The sequence below is a fragment of the Actinomyces provencensis genome, assembly GCF_900155435.1.
Lineage (GTDB): Bacteria > Actinomycetota > Actinomycetes > Actinomycetales > Actinomycetaceae > Pauljensenia > Pauljensenia provencensis.
Genome location: NZ_LT700212.1, coordinates 515,569 through 532,409 on the forward strand (window position 1 = coordinate 515,569; position 16,841 = coordinate 532,409).

At 70.8% G+C, this 16,841-nt stretch carries 16 protein-coding genes, 1 tRNA gene and 1 riboswitch; of the genes, 1 reads left to right on the top strand and 16 read right to left on the bottom strand.

Annotation, left to right across the window (positions count from 1 at the left end; genetic code table 11):
- Positions 1 to 6: 6 nt before the first annotated feature.
- The 7 genes from BQ9890_RS02225 to BQ9890_RS02255 form a co-directional block, all read right to left on the bottom strand.
- Positions 7 to 405 carry an FKBP-type peptidyl-prolyl cis-trans isomerase gene (locus BQ9890_RS02225; RefSeq protein WP_075889010.1) on the bottom strand — a complete coding sequence of 133 codons (399 nt, stop codon included), beginning with the start codon at positions 403 to 405 and terminating at the stop codon, positions 7 to 9.
- 100 nt (positions 406 to 505) lie between these two features.
- Positions 506 to 1,429, bottom strand: coding sequence for a Bax inhibitor-1/YccA family protein (locus tag BQ9890_RS02230; protein ID WP_075889012.1), 924 nt, complete (start codon positions 1,427 to 1,429; stop codon positions 506 to 508).
- 256 nt (positions 1,430 to 1,685) lie between these two features.
- Positions 1,686 to 2,666 (bottom strand): arsenic resistance protein, encoded by a 981-nt coding sequence (locus BQ9890_RS02235; RefSeq protein WP_075889014.1) that lies wholly within the window; start codon positions 2,664 to 2,666, stop codon positions 1,686 to 1,688.
- Between the two features lie 75 nt (positions 2,667 to 2,741).
- Positions 2,742 to 2,818: transfer RNA gene (locus tag BQ9890_RS02240), tRNA-Leu, on the bottom strand.
- Positions 2,819 to 2,892: 74 nt separating this feature from the next.
- Positions 2,893 to 3,858, bottom strand: a complete 966-nt coding sequence (locus tag BQ9890_RS02245) for a Ppx/GppA phosphatase family protein (RefSeq protein WP_075889016.1) — start codon at positions 3,856 to 3,858, stop codon at positions 2,893 to 2,895.
- 70 nt (positions 3,859 to 3,928) lie between these two features.
- Positions 3,929 to 4,435, bottom strand: a complete 507-nt coding sequence (locus BQ9890_RS02250) for a DUF501 domain-containing protein (protein WP_075889018.1) — start codon at positions 4,433 to 4,435, stop codon at positions 3,929 to 3,931.
- 9 nt (positions 4,436 to 4,444) lie between these two features.
- Positions 4,445 to 5,260 carry an FtsB family cell division protein gene (locus tag BQ9890_RS02255; RefSeq protein ID WP_078062514.1) on the bottom strand — a complete coding sequence of 272 codons (816 nt, stop codon included), beginning with the start codon at positions 5,258 to 5,260 and terminating at the stop codon, positions 4,445 to 4,447.
- A gap of 49 nt (positions 5,261 to 5,309) precedes the next feature.
- Here BQ9890_RS02255 and BQ9890_RS15595 point away from each other — a divergent pair, with 49 nt between their 5' ends.
- Positions 5,310 to 5,474 (top strand): hypothetical protein, encoded by a 165-nt coding sequence (locus BQ9890_RS15595; RefSeq protein ID WP_154671896.1) that lies wholly within the window; start codon positions 5,310 to 5,312, stop codon positions 5,472 to 5,474.
- 68 nt (positions 5,475 to 5,542) lie between these two features.
- Here the strand turns inward: BQ9890_RS15595 and eno are convergent, their stop codons facing one another.
- The 9 genes from eno to galK form a co-directional block, all read right to left on the bottom strand.
- Positions 5,543 to 6,823: a phosphopyruvate hydratase gene (gene eno / locus BQ9890_RS02260; RefSeq protein WP_078062515.1), complete on the bottom strand. Its 1,281-nt coding sequence runs from the start codon at positions 6,821 to 6,823 to the stop codon at positions 5,543 to 5,545.
- Positions 6,824 to 7,043: 220 nt separating this feature from the next.
- The gene (locus BQ9890_RS02265; RefSeq protein ID WP_075889024.1) at positions 7,044 to 7,616 is read right to left on the bottom strand and encodes a hypothetical protein; all 573 of its coding nucleotides are present in this window, start codon (positions 7,614 to 7,616) and stop codon (positions 7,044 to 7,046) included.
- A 209-nt stretch (positions 7,617 to 7,825) separates the two neighbouring features.
- Positions 7,826 to 11,626, bottom strand: coding sequence for a transcription-repair coupling factor (mfd, locus tag BQ9890_RS16085; RefSeq protein WP_230297781.1), 3,801 nt, complete (start codon positions 11,624 to 11,626; stop codon positions 7,826 to 7,828).
- A 90-nt stretch (positions 11,627 to 11,716) separates the two neighbouring features.
- On the bottom strand, positions 11,717 to 12,328 hold the full coding sequence (pth, locus tag BQ9890_RS02275) for an aminoacyl-tRNA hydrolase (protein ID WP_075889026.1): 612 nt from the start codon (positions 12,326 to 12,328) through the stop codon (positions 11,717 to 11,719).
- Positions 12,325 to 13,176 carry an SGNH/GDSL hydrolase family protein gene (locus tag BQ9890_RS02280; RefSeq protein WP_075889028.1) on the bottom strand — a complete coding sequence of 284 codons (852 nt, stop codon included), beginning with the start codon at positions 13,174 to 13,176 and terminating at the stop codon, positions 12,325 to 12,327. The genes pth and BQ9890_RS02280 overlap by 4 nt, the downstream gene beginning before the upstream one ends.
- A 567-nt stretch (positions 13,177 to 13,743) precedes the next feature.
- A complete protein-coding gene (locus tag BQ9890_RS02285; RefSeq protein WP_075889030.1) occupies positions 13,744 to 14,118 on the bottom strand; it encodes a fluoride efflux transporter FluC in 375 nt (124 codons plus the stop codon).
- Positions 14,115 to 14,609, bottom strand: coding sequence for a fluoride efflux transporter FluC (locus tag BQ9890_RS02290; protein ID WP_075889032.1), 495 nt, complete (start codon positions 14,607 to 14,609; stop codon positions 14,115 to 14,117). Before BQ9890_RS02290 ends, BQ9890_RS02285 begins: the two co-directional genes overlap by 4 nt.
- Positions 14,609 to 15,157 (bottom strand): universal stress protein, encoded by a 549-nt coding sequence (locus BQ9890_RS02295; protein WP_075889034.1) that lies wholly within the window; start codon positions 15,155 to 15,157, stop codon positions 14,609 to 14,611. The genes BQ9890_RS02290 and BQ9890_RS02295 overlap by 1 nt, the downstream gene beginning before the upstream one ends.
- 42 nt (positions 15,158 to 15,199) lie before the next feature.
- A riboswitch (Fluoride riboswitch) is annotated at positions 15,200 to 15,273 on the bottom strand.
- 243 nt (positions 15,274 to 15,516) lie between these two features.
- Positions 15,517 to 16,749, bottom strand: coding sequence for a galactokinase (gene galK / locus BQ9890_RS02300; protein ID WP_075889036.1), 1,233 nt, complete (start codon positions 16,747 to 16,749; stop codon positions 15,517 to 15,519).
- Positions 16,750 to 16,841 lie beyond the last annotated feature (92 nt).

Consider the following 16,841-nt stretch of genomic DNA (forward strand, 5'->3'; position numbering starts at 1 on the left):
GAGGGCTCAGTGCACCCCGAGGATGTCGGTGACGAAGACCAGGGTGTCTCCGCCGCCGATGCCGGCCTGGGGCACCCCGCGGTCCCCGTAGCCGTACTCGGAGGGGATCGAGAGCAGCACTCGGGAACCCACCTTCTGCCCCACCAGTCCGTCGTCCCAGCCGCGGATCACCATGCCGACGCCGATCTGGAAGGCCAGCGCCTGACCACGGTCGTAGGAGTTGTCGAAGACGCCCCCGTTCCACACCTGACCCAGGTAGTGGCACTGGATCTGGTCCCCGGGCTCGACCTCCTGGCCGTCGCCCTCGTGGAGGACCTCCACGAGCAGGTCCTCGGAGGGCTCGGCCCCCGAGAAATCGAGAGTGGGCTTGCGGCCGAAGTCTCCGGTGACGGTGATGTTCTCCATGTCTTCTCCTGGACGGTGGTGGGTCGTTGGAATCAGTGTTGTCCGGGGCCTGGCCCGGACGCGCGGGGAGTCGTGCCCCGCGAGGGGAGGGAGCGGCAGGTCAGTTCCTCATACGGCCGAGCAGCTGCAGGATCTCCACGTACATCCACACCACGGTGACCATGAGGCCGAACGCGCAGGACCAGGCGAACTTCGCCGGAGCCCCCATCTCGACACCCACCTTGGCCTGGTCGAAGTCCTGGATCAGGCAGGCAGCACCGATGAGGACCGCAACCACGCCGACGACCGTGCCGAGCTGGAAGCCCATGAAGGTCGCGTCGTTCATGCCACCCGCCGTCGAGAAGACACCTGTGAGAACCAGGATCCAGTTGAGGACGCGGTAGACGAGGATGCCGATCAGGGCGATGAGCGTGAAGCGCGCGAGCTTCGGGGAGTTGCGGACCCTCCCGGAGGCGAAGAGCGCCAGCGTGACGGCAAAGACCGCGGCGGTCGCCAGCACTGCCTGGCCGACGATGCCGTCGTACTGGGCCTCCATGATGGCCGAGAGCCCACCCATGGCCAGCCCCTGCGCCGCCGCGTAGGCCATGATCAGAGCCGGGCGGATCGTTTTGGAGAAGATGTTGACCATGGCGAGCACGAAGCCCACCAACATGCCGGCACCCATGAGCAGCACTCCGAGACCGGGGTTGGCCACGGTCGCCATCCAGGCGAGGACCGCCCCGACCAGCAGGACGCCGAAGAGCAGGCCCGTCTTCATGATGACGTCGTCGTAGGTCATGCGCCCGCGGTCCACGGCGTCTGCCGACGCCCCCGCATAGGCGCGCTCGGCCTCGTCCAGCGCGTGCTGGTCGTAGGTGGGCACCTGCCGCTGGGAAGCCTGGGCTGCTCCGGCTGCCGCGTAGGGGAACCGCGTCGAGTCCGCCGTGTCGGCGGAGCCGGGCTGGTAGCCGGGCATCGTCGGGTAGCCCGCCGGGGTGGTCTCCTTCCACTCCGACTCGAGGCGGTTGAACACCGGGTTGGCCATGTCTCCTCCGTGGGGTAGCTGGTCAGTCACGTCAAATCTGTCATGTCCTCGTCTCCTGCGCCAGCGCTGTTCATCGATTCCGCCCTCGGCGCACTCCTCCTCGGGACAGCGGGCGGGGGTCGCCCTCGTCGTTCCCCACGCACGAGGGCGACCGGAGGCGTACCTCGGCCCACAGCACGCAATCCTCACAGGAGCAGAACCTCAAGGTGCTCGCCACTCCGGGGCCACCGGGTCACCGGCCCACCGACCCACCGGCTCACCCGACGGTCCCGGCGTCCCGGAGGGGAACCAGCCGCGGGACGAGTCGCACCAGGACCACCATGACGACCAGCTCGACCAGCGTCTGTGTGACGACGACGAGTGGGGCGAGGTCGAACGCCGGGGGAAGTGCGAGGGCGAGGGGGAGGACCACCAACGAGTTGCGGGTCACCCCACTGAAGACGATCGCCCGGCGACTGCGGGGGTCCAGTCCCGCCATCCGGCCCGCGGCCACACCGATGGGGACCATCACCACTGCGAACAACACGTAGACCGGGACGACTGCCAGCAGCGACCCGATGCTGGCCCCGACCCGGGCGATCTGGGAGGTGACGACGACGGCGAGGGTGAGCATCATCAGCGGCACCATGGCCGCCAGGACACGGTCGCGGAGCAGGACCCCCCAGAGCGTGCGTGCCGCCGCGAACTGGGTGATCCCGGCAGCCACCAGTGGCACCACGATGAGTACCAGGAACGCCTCGGCGAACGGGGCGAGGTCGACACTCGCGGCGAAACTGGGGCCGACGAAGACCCAGAGGTAGACCGGCAGCAGGAGCATCTGGGTGAGCATCAGCATCGGTGCAGCCGCCAGCAGCCGATCCCTCGCGCCGCCCGCGATCCCGGTGAACACGATGACGTAGTCCACGCAGGGCGAGAGGAGGACGAACAGTGCCCCGATGAACAGCGCGCGGTCGTGGGCGATGATCACGGTCAGGAGACGGACCACGACGGGCACGACCAGGAAGTTCAGCGCGAGGACCGTGACGAGGAACCTCCAGTCCCGGAACGCCTGGCCGATCCGGGCGAACGGCACCCCCAGGAACGTCGCGTAGAGCAGCAGACCGAGGACGGGGTTGATGGCGATCTCCGCCGGGTGTGCGATCGCAGGGAACGACAGACCGACCACGGCACCCAGGACGAGGGCGGCGATGTGAAGGGGCACCTGGTGCCGCTCCCACCACGCCACCACTCCTGCCATGTCCAGGTCCTCCCAGACGTGCGGTGCCCCTACGGAATGTCACCCGACCGCCCGGACCGGAACCGTCCCCTCCCGTGGTGCCCCCACCGGGACTCGAACCCGGACTGAGCCGATTTTAAGTCGGCTGCCTCTGCCGATTGGGCTATGGGGGCTGGGGCCGCCCTCGTCGACGAGGGGGCTCATCGGGACGCGCCCCCGGGGGCGGACGAGGGCGACTCCTGTCCACTCACACCTGAGACAGGGCGATCCCGTCCAGGATGTCATGCTCCGAGGTGAGCACGTGGTCGATGGTGTGCCCACGGGTCGCGGCGCGCTCCACGACGCGGGCGACGACACGGCTCCAGATCAGCGCACCGGCCGCGATGACGTCCTCACGTCCCTGCGGCATGAAGCCGAGGGCCGCCTTGACGGGAACGGGCTCCTCGACCATGAAGCGCACGGCCGCGTCGATCTCCTCCAGCGTCAGGTCGGCGCCGTCGATGCGTTCGGGCTGGTAGCTGGTCAGACCCAGCGCCTGGGCGGTGATCGTGGTGACCGTTCCGGCCACACCCACCAGGGTCCCCACCCGGCTCAGGTCGACCCGGTCCGAGGCGGCGTCGAGCTGGGCATCGATCCAGGACACCGCAGCCGCCTCCGAGTGGCGGTCCACCCCGGCCTGGAGGAACTTCTCGGTCACGCGCACGGAGCCCATGTCGATCGAGACCGACTGTTCGACGGTGGCACTGCCCAGCACCAGCTCGGTCGAACCGCCTCCGATGTCCACCACCAGCAGTGGCCGCGGGGCGGCAGGGTCGACGCCGCTGACGGCCCCCCTGAAGGACAGGGCCGCCTCCTCCGTACCGGGCACCACCTCGGGGGCCACACCGAGCACGCGACGCACCCCCTCGACGAACTCCTCGCGGTTGGAGGCGTCGCGTGTGGCGGACGTCGAGACGAAACGGATGGAGTCGGCACCCAGACGGTCGATCATCTCCGCGTACTCCCGGGTCGCCTCGAGGGTGCGCTCGATGGCCGCGGGATCCAGGACGCCGGTGCGGTCCACACCCTGTCCCAGGCGCACGATGCGCATCTGTCGGGTGAGGTCGTGCAGGCGCGGGACGCGCGTCCCCGAGGGCCCCTCCTCCCAGTCGGCATCAGCGACGAGCAGTCGGATGGAGTTGGTCCCACAGTCAATGGCAGCTACACGGGTCACCGGAACATCCTCCCACACCGAGCCCCTGCACCCCTGGGCACCTCGTCCCCGGCGCCGGCGCCGGTGCCCGTCAGCAGGAGCAGCGCTGCGCGTCCCACAACCCGCGCGCCGTGAGCAGTGCGAGGGTCCTGTCCCCCACCGGGTTCACGCCGGGGCCCGCCGCCAGGGCATGACCGAGCAGGGCGTGGAGGCACTTCACGCGTGTCGGCATGCCACCCGCGGAGACGCGTTCGATCTCGGGCGCCTCCCCGAGTTCGCGCCGCCGTGCCAGGTAGTCCTCGTGCGCCGCCCGGTAGGCGTCCGCGACGCCCTCGTCCTCCCGGAGCCACGTGTTGAGGTCCTCCATGACGTGCTCGGCCTCCAGCGTCGAGCACCCACGCACGGCAGGAGGGCAGGTCAGGTAGAAGGTCGTCGGGAAGGGGGTGCCGTCCTCCAGGCGCGGAGCGGTGACGACCACCGTCGGGCGTCCGCACACGCAGCGCGCACCGATGCCGACGACACCGCGGGGGACGCGGCCGAGTTGCCCGCGGAGGGTCTCGATGTCGGTCGGGGTGGCGGGGTCGATCACATGGGCCATGGTGTGGGGTCACTCCCTCGGGACGTCGGCCTCCGTGAGCGAGGCGGTCAGCACCTGGACCCACGGACGGGCTGGACCCTGGGGTTCGGCGGCGTCGATCTGCGAGGTGTCCGCGTGGTCCGCTCCGGGGTCCACGACAGCATACTGGGTCTCCCCGGGCAGCACGTAGCCGAGGCGGGAACGCGCCTGGGAGGCGATGTAGTCGGGGTCGTTCCACAGGTCCAGTTGGTGCTGCATGTCGGCGTTGTCCTGCTCGGCGGCGGCGACCCGGGCCGTGATGTCGCGCAGGTCCTGTTCCTGGCGCCACCACTGGAACAGGGAGGGCACCAGCATGCCCGCCAGGACCGCACCGACCACGGCGATGCCGAGCAGACGGACCGAGACCGTCAGGCCGCCGAAGCTGAAGGTGGAGTGCGGGCGACGTTCCCGGGGCGTCCGCTCGCCCGCAGAGGAGGACCCACGGCGTCCGTCGGTGGGTCGTCGCGCGGCGGTGGCGCGAGCGCTCGCCGTCGTGGTCGTACGAGGGCGACGCCGCTTCGCCGCCGGATCGGGACGCCCGGGCTCCGGGGCATTCGACCTGGAGCCACTCACAGGGGAGGAGATGGCAGCGGGGTCGGCAACCTGCGTTGGCTCGTCGTGCGCACCCGGGTCGGATGCGGACGCGTGGGCTTCCCCGGTCCCTGCGGCTGCGGCCCGCCTGCGGTCCCCGGAGGCATTCGTGCGTTGCGGGTCCCGGGAGGAGCCCGAGCGCGCGCCGGTGCCCGCTGCGTGGGGATGGCGGGGAGGCTTGGGCCGCGCAGGTCGGACGGATCGGGAGTCAGGCATGCTCCCATGGTGCCGCGCCCGCAGGGTCTGTCGCCACAGGACGTGCGGCATGTCCTCAGCACAACGGCGAGCCCACACCGCGCTCGACAGGCACGCCTCCGCCGTCCCGGCGACGCCCTCGTCGACCATCCCCGGGTCCGGGCCCGACCAGCCGCACCCCGACACGCAGAAGTCCGCCCTCCCGGAGGAGGACGGACTTCATGCCGTCAACTGAGCGGACCTCGTGCCCCCGACGGAGCGGACTTCGCGGGGAGGGGGGTGCGGCTCAGTGCGGGGTGCGGCTCAGAACGAGGCACGGGGGAAGGACGAGCGGCCGGCGTAGACAGCGGCGTCGCCCAGCTCCTCCTCGATGCGCAGCAGCTGGTTGTACTTGGCGACGCGCTCGGAACGGGCCGGGGCGCCGGTCTTGATCTGTCCGGCGTTGGTGGCCACGGCCAGGTCGGCGATCGTCGTGTCCTCGGTCTCGCCGGAGCGGTGGGAGGTCATCGTGCGGTAGCCGTTGCGGGTGGCCTCCTCGACGGCGTCGAGGGTCTCGGTCAGCGAACCGATCTGGTTCACCTTGACCAGCAGGGCGTTCGCGACGCCCAGCTCGATGCCCTTGTGCAGGCGGGCCGGGTTGGTGACGAACAGGTCGTCGCCGACCAGCTGCACGCGGGAGCCGATCTCGGAGGTCAGGGACTTCCACGCGTCCCACTCGTCCTCGGACAGCGGGTCCTCGATGGAGACCAGCGGGTAGTCCGAGATGAGCTTCTCGTAGTAGGAGACCATGTAGTCCGTGGAGCGACCCTCGCCCTCGAACTGGTACAGGCCGTCCTTGAAGAACTCCGAGGAGGCGACATCCAGGGCCAGGGCGATGTCCTGCCCGGGCTTGTAGCCGGCCTTCTCGATGGCGTCGACGATGAGGTCGAGTGCCTCGGCGTTGGAGGCCAGGTTCGGCGCGAAGCCGCCCTCGTCACCCAGACCGGTGGAGAGCCCACGCTCCTTGAGCACGGACTTCAGCGTGTGGTACGTCTCCGCACCCCAGCGCAGTGCCTCCTGGAAGGTCGGTGCGCCGATGGGGGCGATCATGAACTCCTGGATGTCGACGTTGGAGTCCGCGTGGGACCCACCGTTGAGGATGTTCATCATCGGGACCGGCAGCACGTGTGCGTTCGGGCCACCCAGGTAGCGGTAGAGCGGGAGCCCGGCGGACTCCGCGGCGGCCTTGGCGACGGCCAGGGACACGCCCAGGATCGCGTTGGCGCCCAGCTTGCCCTTGTTGTCGGTGCCGTCGAGGTCGATCATGGCCTCGTCGATGTGACGCTGCTCGGTGGCATCCTCGTCGATGAGCTCGGGGGCGATGACCTCGGTCACGGCCTCCACGGCGTCCTGGACGCCCTTGCCCTGGTAGCGGCTCTTGTCGCCGTCACGACGCTCGACGGCCTCGAAGGCGCCGGTCGATGCTCCGGAGGGAACGGATGCGCGCGAAACGGTGCCGTCCTCGAGCAGGACCTCGACCTCGACGGTCGGGTTGCCCCGGGAGTCGAGGATCTCGCGAGCCCCGATTGCCTCAATCCTTGCCACGTCATTCTCCTTCATGTGGTTGCGTGACTGCTGTCGCAGTCAACGGTAGTACGGGGCGCCGCCGTTGGGCACCCCCTGGAACGGGTGGACGCACGGGGGCGTCACACTGGTGCCCCGCACGCGTCGGGTGAGCGACGATGGTCCCCATTCGGGGGCCACGGCCCGATCCTCCGGCGAGGTATCGGTCACATCCGGGAGTCATGGTGGCAGGACCGATCGGTCAGTTCCCGCTCTGGGAGGAGTCGGATCCCGACGCCGTTCCGGAACCCACGACATCGCCGAACGTCGAGGAGACGATCTGGTTGTCCTGGTCGAGCGTCCCGTAGCGCGGGTTCAGCCGCACATCGGCGCTGGCCTGCTTCTCCGCCAGCTCCTGGGTCAACTGGGAGGTGTCGGACACCGCGGACTGCAGGTCCGAGACCGTGATCTGCATCCTCAGCAGGTCCACGAGGGCGTGGTTGAGGTCGTCGGGCACAGTGGTGATCGACTGCTGTTCCTCGGCGGCCTTGATCTGGGACTCCACGGTGGCGTCGTCGACGACGATCCCGTGGTCGGCACCCATCTCCTGGATGTGGTGGGCACTGGCCAGGGCCGAGACGAACTCGGAGCGACCCGGCTCCTGCCCGAACATCGCGTCGAACTGGTCGATCGACTGCGTGACGTCCGCCTCGGTGTAGGTGGTGTCCCCCACCTGCAGGGCGACGCCCGGCTGGGCGGAGCATGCGCCGAGACCGGCGACCAGCGCGAGTGAGGACAGTCCGGCGAGGACCCTCCCCTTGCGAGTGTGGAACACGTGCGACCTCCCTCGGTGCGGTCCCCTCGGACCGCCTCCCAAGTCTACGACAGGGCGGGCACGGCACCCGACCGACAGCAACGTGCGGACACCCGGGACCTGGCCGACCGGATCCCCGCACCGCAAGGACCCGCGCGCCGCCCGGACCCGCGCCGCACGCCGGGCCCCGCACCCCTGCGAGGGCGCCGCCCTCGTCGACCGGGTCCGTCTCACTTCGAGAACGGCACCAGCACCTTGGTCACGAGGGTCTCGACCCACTCCAGCAGCGCCTCGTCGGTCAGCGGCACCCCGCCCACGCGGGCGGTCTGGGGCACCGGGACCAGCACCTGGCGCACGGCCGCCTTGATGACGGAACCCGGGTGGAGCCGCTTGAGTCGGATCACCTGGGAGTCAGCCAGCTCCACCGGGCCGATGCGCAGGTAGCGGCCCTGCGTGGCGATCTCCGCGATCCCCGCCCGGCGCACGGTCTCGCGCAGACGTGCCAGGGAGAAGAGCAGTTCGACCTCGCGCGGGATCGGACCGTAGCGGTCGGCGAGCTCCTCGCGCACGTCGGCCTCCTGCTCGGGCGTGGTGACGGCCGCGATCTTGGCGTAGACCTCCAGTCGCAGGCGCTCCCCCGTGACGTAGTCCTCGGGGATGTGGGCATCCACCGAGAGCTCCAGGTGGATGTCCGCCTTCTCCGCCGGGCGCTCACCGCGGTACTCGGCCACGGCGTCGGCCACCATGCGCACGTACATGTCGAAGCCCACGCCCTCGACCTGCCCCGACTGGGCGCCACCCAGCAGGTTGCCGGCGCCCCGGATCTCCAGGTCCTTCTGCGCCACGGCGAGCCCCGCCCCCAGGTCCGTGTTCTGGGCGATGGTGCGCAGGCGCTCGTGGGCGGTCTCGGTGAGGGTGCGGTCCCCGGGGTAGAAGAAGTAGGCGTAGGCCCGCTCGCGACCGCGTCCCACGCGACCGCGCAGCTGGTGGAGCTGGGAGAGCCCGAAGACGTCGGCCCGATCGACGATGAGGGTGTTGGCGTTGGAGATGTCGAGCCCCGTCTCCACGATGGTCGTGCAGACGAGGACGTCGAACTCGTGGTTCCAGAAGTCCACGATGACGTTCTCCAGCTCGTGCTCCCCCAGCTTCCCGTGGCCGACGCGCACGCGCGCCTCCGGCACCAGCTCCTGGACGTGGGCGGCCACGGAGTTGATGGACTCCACGCGGTTGTGGACGTAGAACACCTGCCCGTCGCGCAGCAGCTCACGCCGGATGGCGGCACTGACCTGGGCATCGGTGAAGGCCCCGACGAAGGTGAGGACAGGTTGGCGTTCCTCGGGTGGTGTCTGCAGGATCGACATCTCACGGATCCCCGACACCGCCATCTCCAGGGTGCGCGGGATGGGCGTGGCCGACATCGACAGCACGTCGACGTCGGTGCGCAGTGCCTTGAGGGTCTCCTTGTGCTCGACGCCGAAACGCTGCTCCTCGTCGATGACCACCAGGCCCAGGTCCTTGAAGCGCACGGTCCCCGTCAGCAGGGAGTGGGTGCCGATGACGACGTCGATCTTGCCCGAGGCCAGGCCCTGGCGGACCTCCTCGGCCTCCTTGTGGGTGGAGAAGCGCGACAGGGTCGCCACGTCCACGGGGAAACCGGCGTAACGCTCGGTGAACGTCTCGTAGTGCTGGTGGACCAGCAGGGTCGTCGGCACGAGGACGGCCACCTGCTTCCCGTCCTGGACCGCCTTGAAGGCGGCACGCACCGCGATCTCCGTCTTGCCGTAGCCGACGTCACCGGTGAGGAGGCGGTCCATGGGGACGGGCTTCTCCATGTCGGCCTTGACCTCGTCGATGGTCACGAGCTGGTCGGGGGTCTCCACGTAGGGGAAGGCGTCCTCGAGCTCGCGCTGCCAGGGCGTGTCCGGGGAGAAGGCATGCCCCTGGGTGGCCTGGCGCGCGGCGTAGAGGCGGATCAGCTCCTTGGCGATCTCCTTGACCGCCTTGCGGGCGCGCTGCTTGGTCTTCGCCCAGTCCGCCCCGCCCATGCGTGACAGGGAGGGCTGGTCGGAGCCGGTGTACTTGGTGACCTGGTCCAGGGAGTCGGTGGGGACGAACAGCCGGTCCCCGGGTTGGCCCTTCTTCGAGGGCGCGTACTCGATGAGCAGGTAGTCCCGTGTCACCGCAGCGTCCCCGCGCCCGACCCTGCGCGAGACGAGCTCGAGGAAGCGCCCCACGCCGTGCTGCTCGTGGACGACGAAGTCCCCGGGGTGCAGGGTCAGGGGGTCCACGCCCTTGCGCCGCCTGGACGGCATGCGCCGCATGTCACGGGTGGTGGCACCGGCACGGCCCGTCAGGTCGGCCTCGGTGAGCACCGCCAGACGCTGTCCTGCCATGACGAAGCCGACCCCGGCGGAGGCCGTGGTCACGTGGACGACGGCCGGATCCGGCTCGTGGGCGACGTCGTCGACGACGCGGGCCGCGACCCCCGCCTCGGCGAGGATGCTGGCGATGCGCCGCCCGGGTCCGGGTCCCTCGGTGGTGATCACCAGGTGCCAGCCGGCACGCACCAGGTTCCCCAGGTCCTCCGCCGCGCGCGCGAAGTCGCCACGGTAGGGCCTCACCTCGCGGGCGCCGACGACGGCCAGGGACGGGGAGACGACCAGCGCCCGGGGTTCGTGGGCCAGGAGTCCGCCGGGCAGGGCGGTCCCCGACAGTGCGGCGGGCCGTCCCGTCCCGATCGACGAGGGCGGGGCCGTGTTGCCCCGGTCGGTATCGGTCCGGTCGGTGTCGGTGTCGGTGTCCACCGGATCGGTCGCGTCCAGATCGGGGCCGTCCTCGTCGGAGGTGCCCTCCGTGCCCGCGCCGCCCGCCGGGCCCGGCGCCGGCACGGCTGCGTCGCCCTCGTCCCCGCTGCCCGCGAGCGCCTCGGCGAGTTCTGCGGGAGGCAGGGTGGTGAACTGCCACCAGCCCCTGCGTGCCCCACTGCCCCAGACGTCGTCCAGGGGCAGGAAGGAGGCGGTGCCCGCCTGGACGGGCACCTTCCCGCCACCGGCTGCGGCGGACCAGGCGGCGCGGAGGAACTCCTCGGTGGTGGCCACGAGGTCCTCGGCGCGCGCCCGGATGCGCTCCGGCTCGGACATGACGAACACGGAGTCCTCGGCCACCAGGTCGACCAGTCGGTCCATGCCGTCCACGAGCACCGGGGCCAGTGACTCGATGCCGGGGCTCGGGATGCCCTCCGAGGCGAGTTCGAGGATCTCCGACGCCCCGGGCAGGGTGTGGGCGGCCTCGCGGGCGCGGGAACGCACGGTGGCGGTGAGCAGGAGTTCCCGACAGGCGATGGCCCACAGTCCGTCGGCGGCCTCACCCAGGGTGCGCTGGTCGGAGACGGAGAACCAGCGCACCTCGTCGACCTCGTCCCCCCACAGCTCCAGGCGGACGGGGTGGGCCTCCTGGGGCGGGAACACGTCGAGGATGCCGCCGCGCACAGACATCTGGCCGCGCGCCTCGACCATGTCGACACGCTCGTAGCCCAGGTCGGCCAGGCGCTGGGTGAGGTCGGGCAGGTCCACGACGTCCCCGACACGGACCCGCACGGGTTCCAGGTCCCCCAGGCCGCGGATGACCGGTTGGAGCAGGGCGCGCACGGGGACCACCAGGATGCGGATGGGACCCGCGTGGGGGTCGTCCGCCACGGGATGGGCCAGGCGCCGCAGCACGGCGACCCGTCGTGCCATGGTGTCGGCCTGGGGGGAGAGCCTCTCGTGGGGCAGGGTCTCCCAGGCGGGGAAGACCTCCACGCCGTCGGTCCAGGCACGCAGGGCATTGGCCATGGACTCGGCGTCGCGCCCCGAGGCGGTCACCACGACCAGCGTGGACATGCCCCGCTTGTCGGCAGCCAGGGAGATGACGGGAGGTCGCACGCCGGCCGGGGCGACCAGGGTCCCGGAGGCCCGTGCAGCCATGGAGGCGGTCACCGCGTCGACCGCAGGGTCACGCGAGACGAGTCCCAGGAGTCCGTCGAGCTTCACGGTGTCAGACCTTCCGGATGGGGATGGGTGCGGGTGTGGGTGCGGGCCCGGTGGGGCCGGGTGTGGGCCCGGTGGGACCGGGGCGGCGGATCACTCCGCGTGGTGGGAGTGGAGGGTCTGCTGGGCCTCGGTGAAGCCGCGCAGCACCACGTCCTCGACCACGTCGGCGGCGAGCTCGAAGGTGACGTCCCACTCGGGGCGCTCCCGCAGGGTGATGGGGGCCAGGACGTAGGCGGCGGGGTCCTGGTGGCCCGGTGGGCGTCCGATGCCGATGCGCAGGCGGGAGTAGTCGCGTGTGCCCAACACCTGCGAGACGGACTTCAGGCCGTTGTGCCCGGCCTCCCCACCGCCCCTCTTGAGGCGCAGTTCGTGGGCGGGCAGGTCCAGGTCGTCGTGGAGGACCAGGAGGTGGTCGGCACCGATACCGAGGAAGCGGGCGAGGCGGCCGACCGGCCCACCGGAGGTGTTCATGTAGGAGTCCGACGTGGCCAGGACCACGCGCGGCCCGGGCGCGCCGCCGGGCAGGGTGCCCAGACGCACCTCGGCCACGTGCGTCCCGGTGCGGTGTGCGGTGAGGCGGGCGGAGCTGCGTGCCGCGAGCACGTCGACGGTCAGGTGGCCGACGTTGTGGCGGGTGTGGGCGTACTCCGGCCCGGGGTTGCCCAGGCCGACGACCAGCCAGGGTCCGTGCTCAGAGGTCATGACCCCGATTGTCCCACCCTGATCGAGCGCATCTGCCACTCGGGGGCCTCGGAGACGAGCACCGGGGGCAGTCCGTTGGCCTCGGTCCACTGGTCCGCGAAACGTTGGGCCCAATCGGAGTAGGCGGCGGAGTTGGGGTGGAACAGGTCGGCCGCGTGGTACCCGAAGGTGTACTTGGCGACGGAGAACTCCTGGCTCAGCGCGCGCAGGTCCACGACGTGGTGCCCGTGGGCTGCGGCGACCTCACCCAGGATCCGTGACATGTCGGCGGCACGGGTCTCGGTGCGCAGGATGCCGAAGGAGGAGATGTTGCCCACCAGCGAGCCCGCGGGCAGGGCAGCGGTGATCTCCTCCACGTGCTCGGTGAAGGCCTCCTCCGACATGTCGGCGACCATCACGTCGTTGCCGCCGATGTTGAGGGTGAACAGGTCGGGGACGATGCCGCGACCGGGCAGGTCCAGACCGAGCAGCTGGGGGAGCTGGGTGAGCACCACGGACTCCGTGGTGGCCCCGGACATGGACAGGTTCAGCAGGGCGACCTCGCGACCGAGGGTCTCCTGGACGGCCGAGGCCAGACGGGCGACATAGCTCTCCTGGACCCGTGAGGCTCCGATGCCCTGGGTGGCGGAGTCACCGAGGGAGACGATCGTGTAGGGACGCTCGTCCTGGGGGGTATCCGCAGCCGTGAGCTCGTCGAGCCAGGCCAGTGTCGCCAGGTCATGGTCCTCCCAGGCGCGCCGGTAGTCTCCGCGCTGGTTGTCCAGACGCAGCAACCGCCCGATCGCGACGCCGCCGGTGAACAGCCCTGCTCCTCCAGCAACCCCGAGGGCCTGCTTCCTCACACCCATGCTTCCCTCCTGTGCCTGTCTGCGGACCTGACCACAGTAGTGCCCCGGGCGCGCCGGATGCGACGTCCCCGACCCCACAGGTCGGTGATCACCATCCCTCCCCCCATCGGCGAAGTCCGCTCTGTTCTGCCCACGAAGTCCGCTCTGTTCCACCCTCGAAGTCCGCTTTCCCGCTCCCGGGTGTCGGGGTCCACGGCGGCGTGGACCCCGCGGTCGGAGACGTCGACGTGTGGCCCGGGCAGGTGGGGGACCCGCCCTCGTCGATCTGCACAGCGCGGATGACCCACCTGCCGTTCTCGGCTGTGGGATCACCGTCGCGGAGTCCGATGACCTCCCGTGGGCAGGTCGGCGCTCCGGGGGGGCACGCGCCGCACAGGGACCGTCATCGTCCGCCACCACCGTGACCCGGACCGTCGGCGGCACGGGTGCCCCGGTCGGGGGCGGGCCCCACAGCCGTCACGCCTCCGGAGCACGGGCAGGTGACCCGGTCCTCGGTGTCCGAGGCGACCGAGCCCGCAGAGAGGAGTGAAGAGGCGCTGTGGACCCGGCACCGTGGCTGCGCCGGGATCAGAGACCCCCCAGGACGATCCCCAGCAGGCCGGCAGCCAGGCTGAGGAGCAGCATGCCACCCGCGTGGACACATCCCGCCACCAACCGCCCGGAGCGGATCAGGCGGGCACCCTCCACACTGGCCGTGCTGAACGTCGAGTAGCCGCCGAGGAACCCCGTCCCCAGCAGCGGAGCCAGCTGGGCCACCGCGGGGACATGCGTGGAGACACCGGTGAGCAGGCCGATGAGGAAACAGGCACTGATGTTGACGACCACGGTGCCCAGGGGAATCGTGGACGCGTTCCTGGCGGTGACCCAGGAGTCGACGAGGAAGCGCAGGCATGCGCCCAGGCCGCCCATGACGGCGACCCCGACCCACATGGCAGGGCTCATGGAAGCCTCCCCTCCCGTTCCTGTGTCGGTCGCCGGGCGGGAGCCGAGCGTGCGCCACCTCGCGACCTCATCGCGACACCCGCCGCGTGGACGCCGAGGAGCGCGGAGAGCAGACCTGCGACCACGCTGCCCAGCACGTAGACGATGCCCGTCGCAGTGTCCGTCCCCGGCCCGGTGAGGAGGCGGTCGCCCTCGAGGATGAAGGTCGAGTAGGTGGTGAAACCTCCGATGACGCCCGTCCCGACGCCGATCCTCACCGCTTTGCGCCACCCGCCATCGGGGCCCGACAGGGCGAGGGACTCCTGCAGGGCCCCCAGGAGGAACGCCCCGACCACGTTGATGAGGAACGTCGTCCACGGGAAGCCGCCCGGGGCAGCGGGATGGGTTGCCTCGAGTGCCGCTCGCAGCAGGGTTCCCAGGGCACCGCCCACGGCCACGAGGGCGGCCCAGGGCGCGGTACCGGACCTGCGGTGCCCGCCCTCAGCTCTCATCACTTCCACGGTGCGTCCAGGTCCTTCCAGTCCACGACGTCGAGCGGGACCGTCAGGACGGGTCGGTGCTGGTGGTGCGCCAGGTGTGTGCCGACCGAACCCGTGACGATCTCACGCAGTTGGGCGCCCACCCCCTTGCGTCGCGCGCCGACCACGATGAGACAGGCATCCACTGCCCGGGCGAGGTGGGTGAGGGCACGGTCGGGTCGACCGGCGAGGTAGTGGAAGGTCCAGGGGAGCTTCAGGTCCTGCAGGACGCGCCCGGCCTGCAGCTCCAACTCGTCGCGAAGCCCCGTCCAGTCCCCGTCCATGGCGTCGGGACTCATCGGGGCGTGACGGACCGAGCCGTCCTCGAACTCCTCGACGACATACCTGGTCACGTCCGAGTAGGCGAGCTGGAGTGGTGCGCCCCCCAGGGACTGCGCCAGCGATGCTGCGGTGGCCAGGACCAGGGGTTCCTGGCCGGGGACGATGCCGACGACCAGGGGACGCCCCCCGAAGGGCACCATGCGCTCGACACTGGGCTGTGGAACCTCATGCGGAACCATCCCGGACTCCTTCCCGGTGGGCGCGACCTGCCCACCACTCCTGCGCGGACAGGAACCATCAGCCGTTCCGGGCGGTTCGGGCTCACGCCCAGGCGGGATCCATCGCCGCGCCGATCGTAGCGCGGCGGTTGGACCGGAGTGTGCAGGCGAGAGGCGGACCTGCCCGCGTCGCCCCCGTGGACGCAAGGCACCCGGCACGCCCGGGGTGGGGAGTGCGACGCACACTGCGCGCGGCAACGAGGGCGGACCTCGAGCCCCAACCAGAGCGGACTTCGAGGTCAGAACAGAGCGGACCTCAGTGGGAGAACAGAGCGGACTTCGAGGTCAGAACTGAGCGGACTTCGCCAGGGGGGGGAGGGTCAGGCGCGGTGGGCCGGGTCCGAGGGCAGTGCCACCAGGAACTCCGGGGAGCGGAACCCGTGGTCGTCGAACGCTGCGGCGATGCCGTCCGCGAGCTCCCCGACGCGCTCCGCGTCCACCAGGGCGATCGCGGATCCTCCGAAACCGCCCCCGGTCATGCGTGCGCCGAGGGCACCGAGCCCACGGGCGGTGTCCACCACCACGTCCAGCTCGGGGCAGGTCACCTCGTAGTCGTCACGCAGGGAGTTGTGGGAGGCGTTGAACAGGTGTCCGACCTGCTCGAAGACCTCTCGTGAGAGCTCCTGACCCTCCAGGAGATCCGCTGTGCGCCGCGTGCGGTCGATCTCCGTGACCACATGGCGCACACGCTCGCGCAGCCTCTCCTCGGGGAGGCGTGCGAGCGCTGCGTCGAGGTCCTGGGGTGCCACCTCGACCAACATGTCCACCCCGAGGATCCGCGCAGCCTCCTCGCAGTCCGCCCTGCGCTGGGCGTACTGACCGTCATTGTTGGAGTGCTTGGCCCGCGTGTTGACGACGAGCAGTTCCAGTCCCGATGCCGCCAGGTCGAAGGGGATCTGCCGGATCCCCTGTGTCCGGCAGTCCAGGAGCAGGGCGTGCCCGGCGCGTGCCCGCAGGGAGGCCGCCTGGTCCATCCCCCCGGTGTTGGCGCCCGCGTAGCGGTTCTCCGCCTCGATGGCCGCGCCCTGGAGGACGATGCGCCCCTCCTCGTCCCCACCCAGCCCGAGGTGGGCGACCTCGTCGAACCCGACGGCCACGCAGCACTCCAACGCCGCGGAGGAGGACAGCCCGGAGCCCAGGGGCACCGCGGAGTCCACGACCACGTCGAGTCCGGGCAGGGGCCCGTACCCGCGCGACTCCAGCGCCCACAGCACACCCGCCACGTAGGAGGTCCAGCCGTGGATGCGCTCGGGCCCGTCGGCGGGGCGGGGGTGGTCGAGGTCGATCTCCACGACGTCGCGCTCCTGGCCCGAGGTCAGGCGCAGCACACGGTCCGGACGCACGCGCAACGCCGCGAAGGCCCGGTGGGGCAGGGCGATGGGCAGGGCGAGGCCACCGTTGTAGTCGGTGTGCTCCCCGATGAGGTTCGCCCGACCGGGTGCGCTCCAGACACCGTCGGGCTCCTCACCCAGGATCTCGCGCATGAGGGAACCCACGCGGTCGGTGCCGAACTCGGCACTCCAGGCGTCGCGGTACTCGGCTGCCACTGTCATCACACGTCCTTCTGTCGTTCGTCGATTGCCACGGGGACCTACCCCCTTGGCACCGGACACCAGTACGGCGCGCCTGTGCGTCCCCGGTCCAC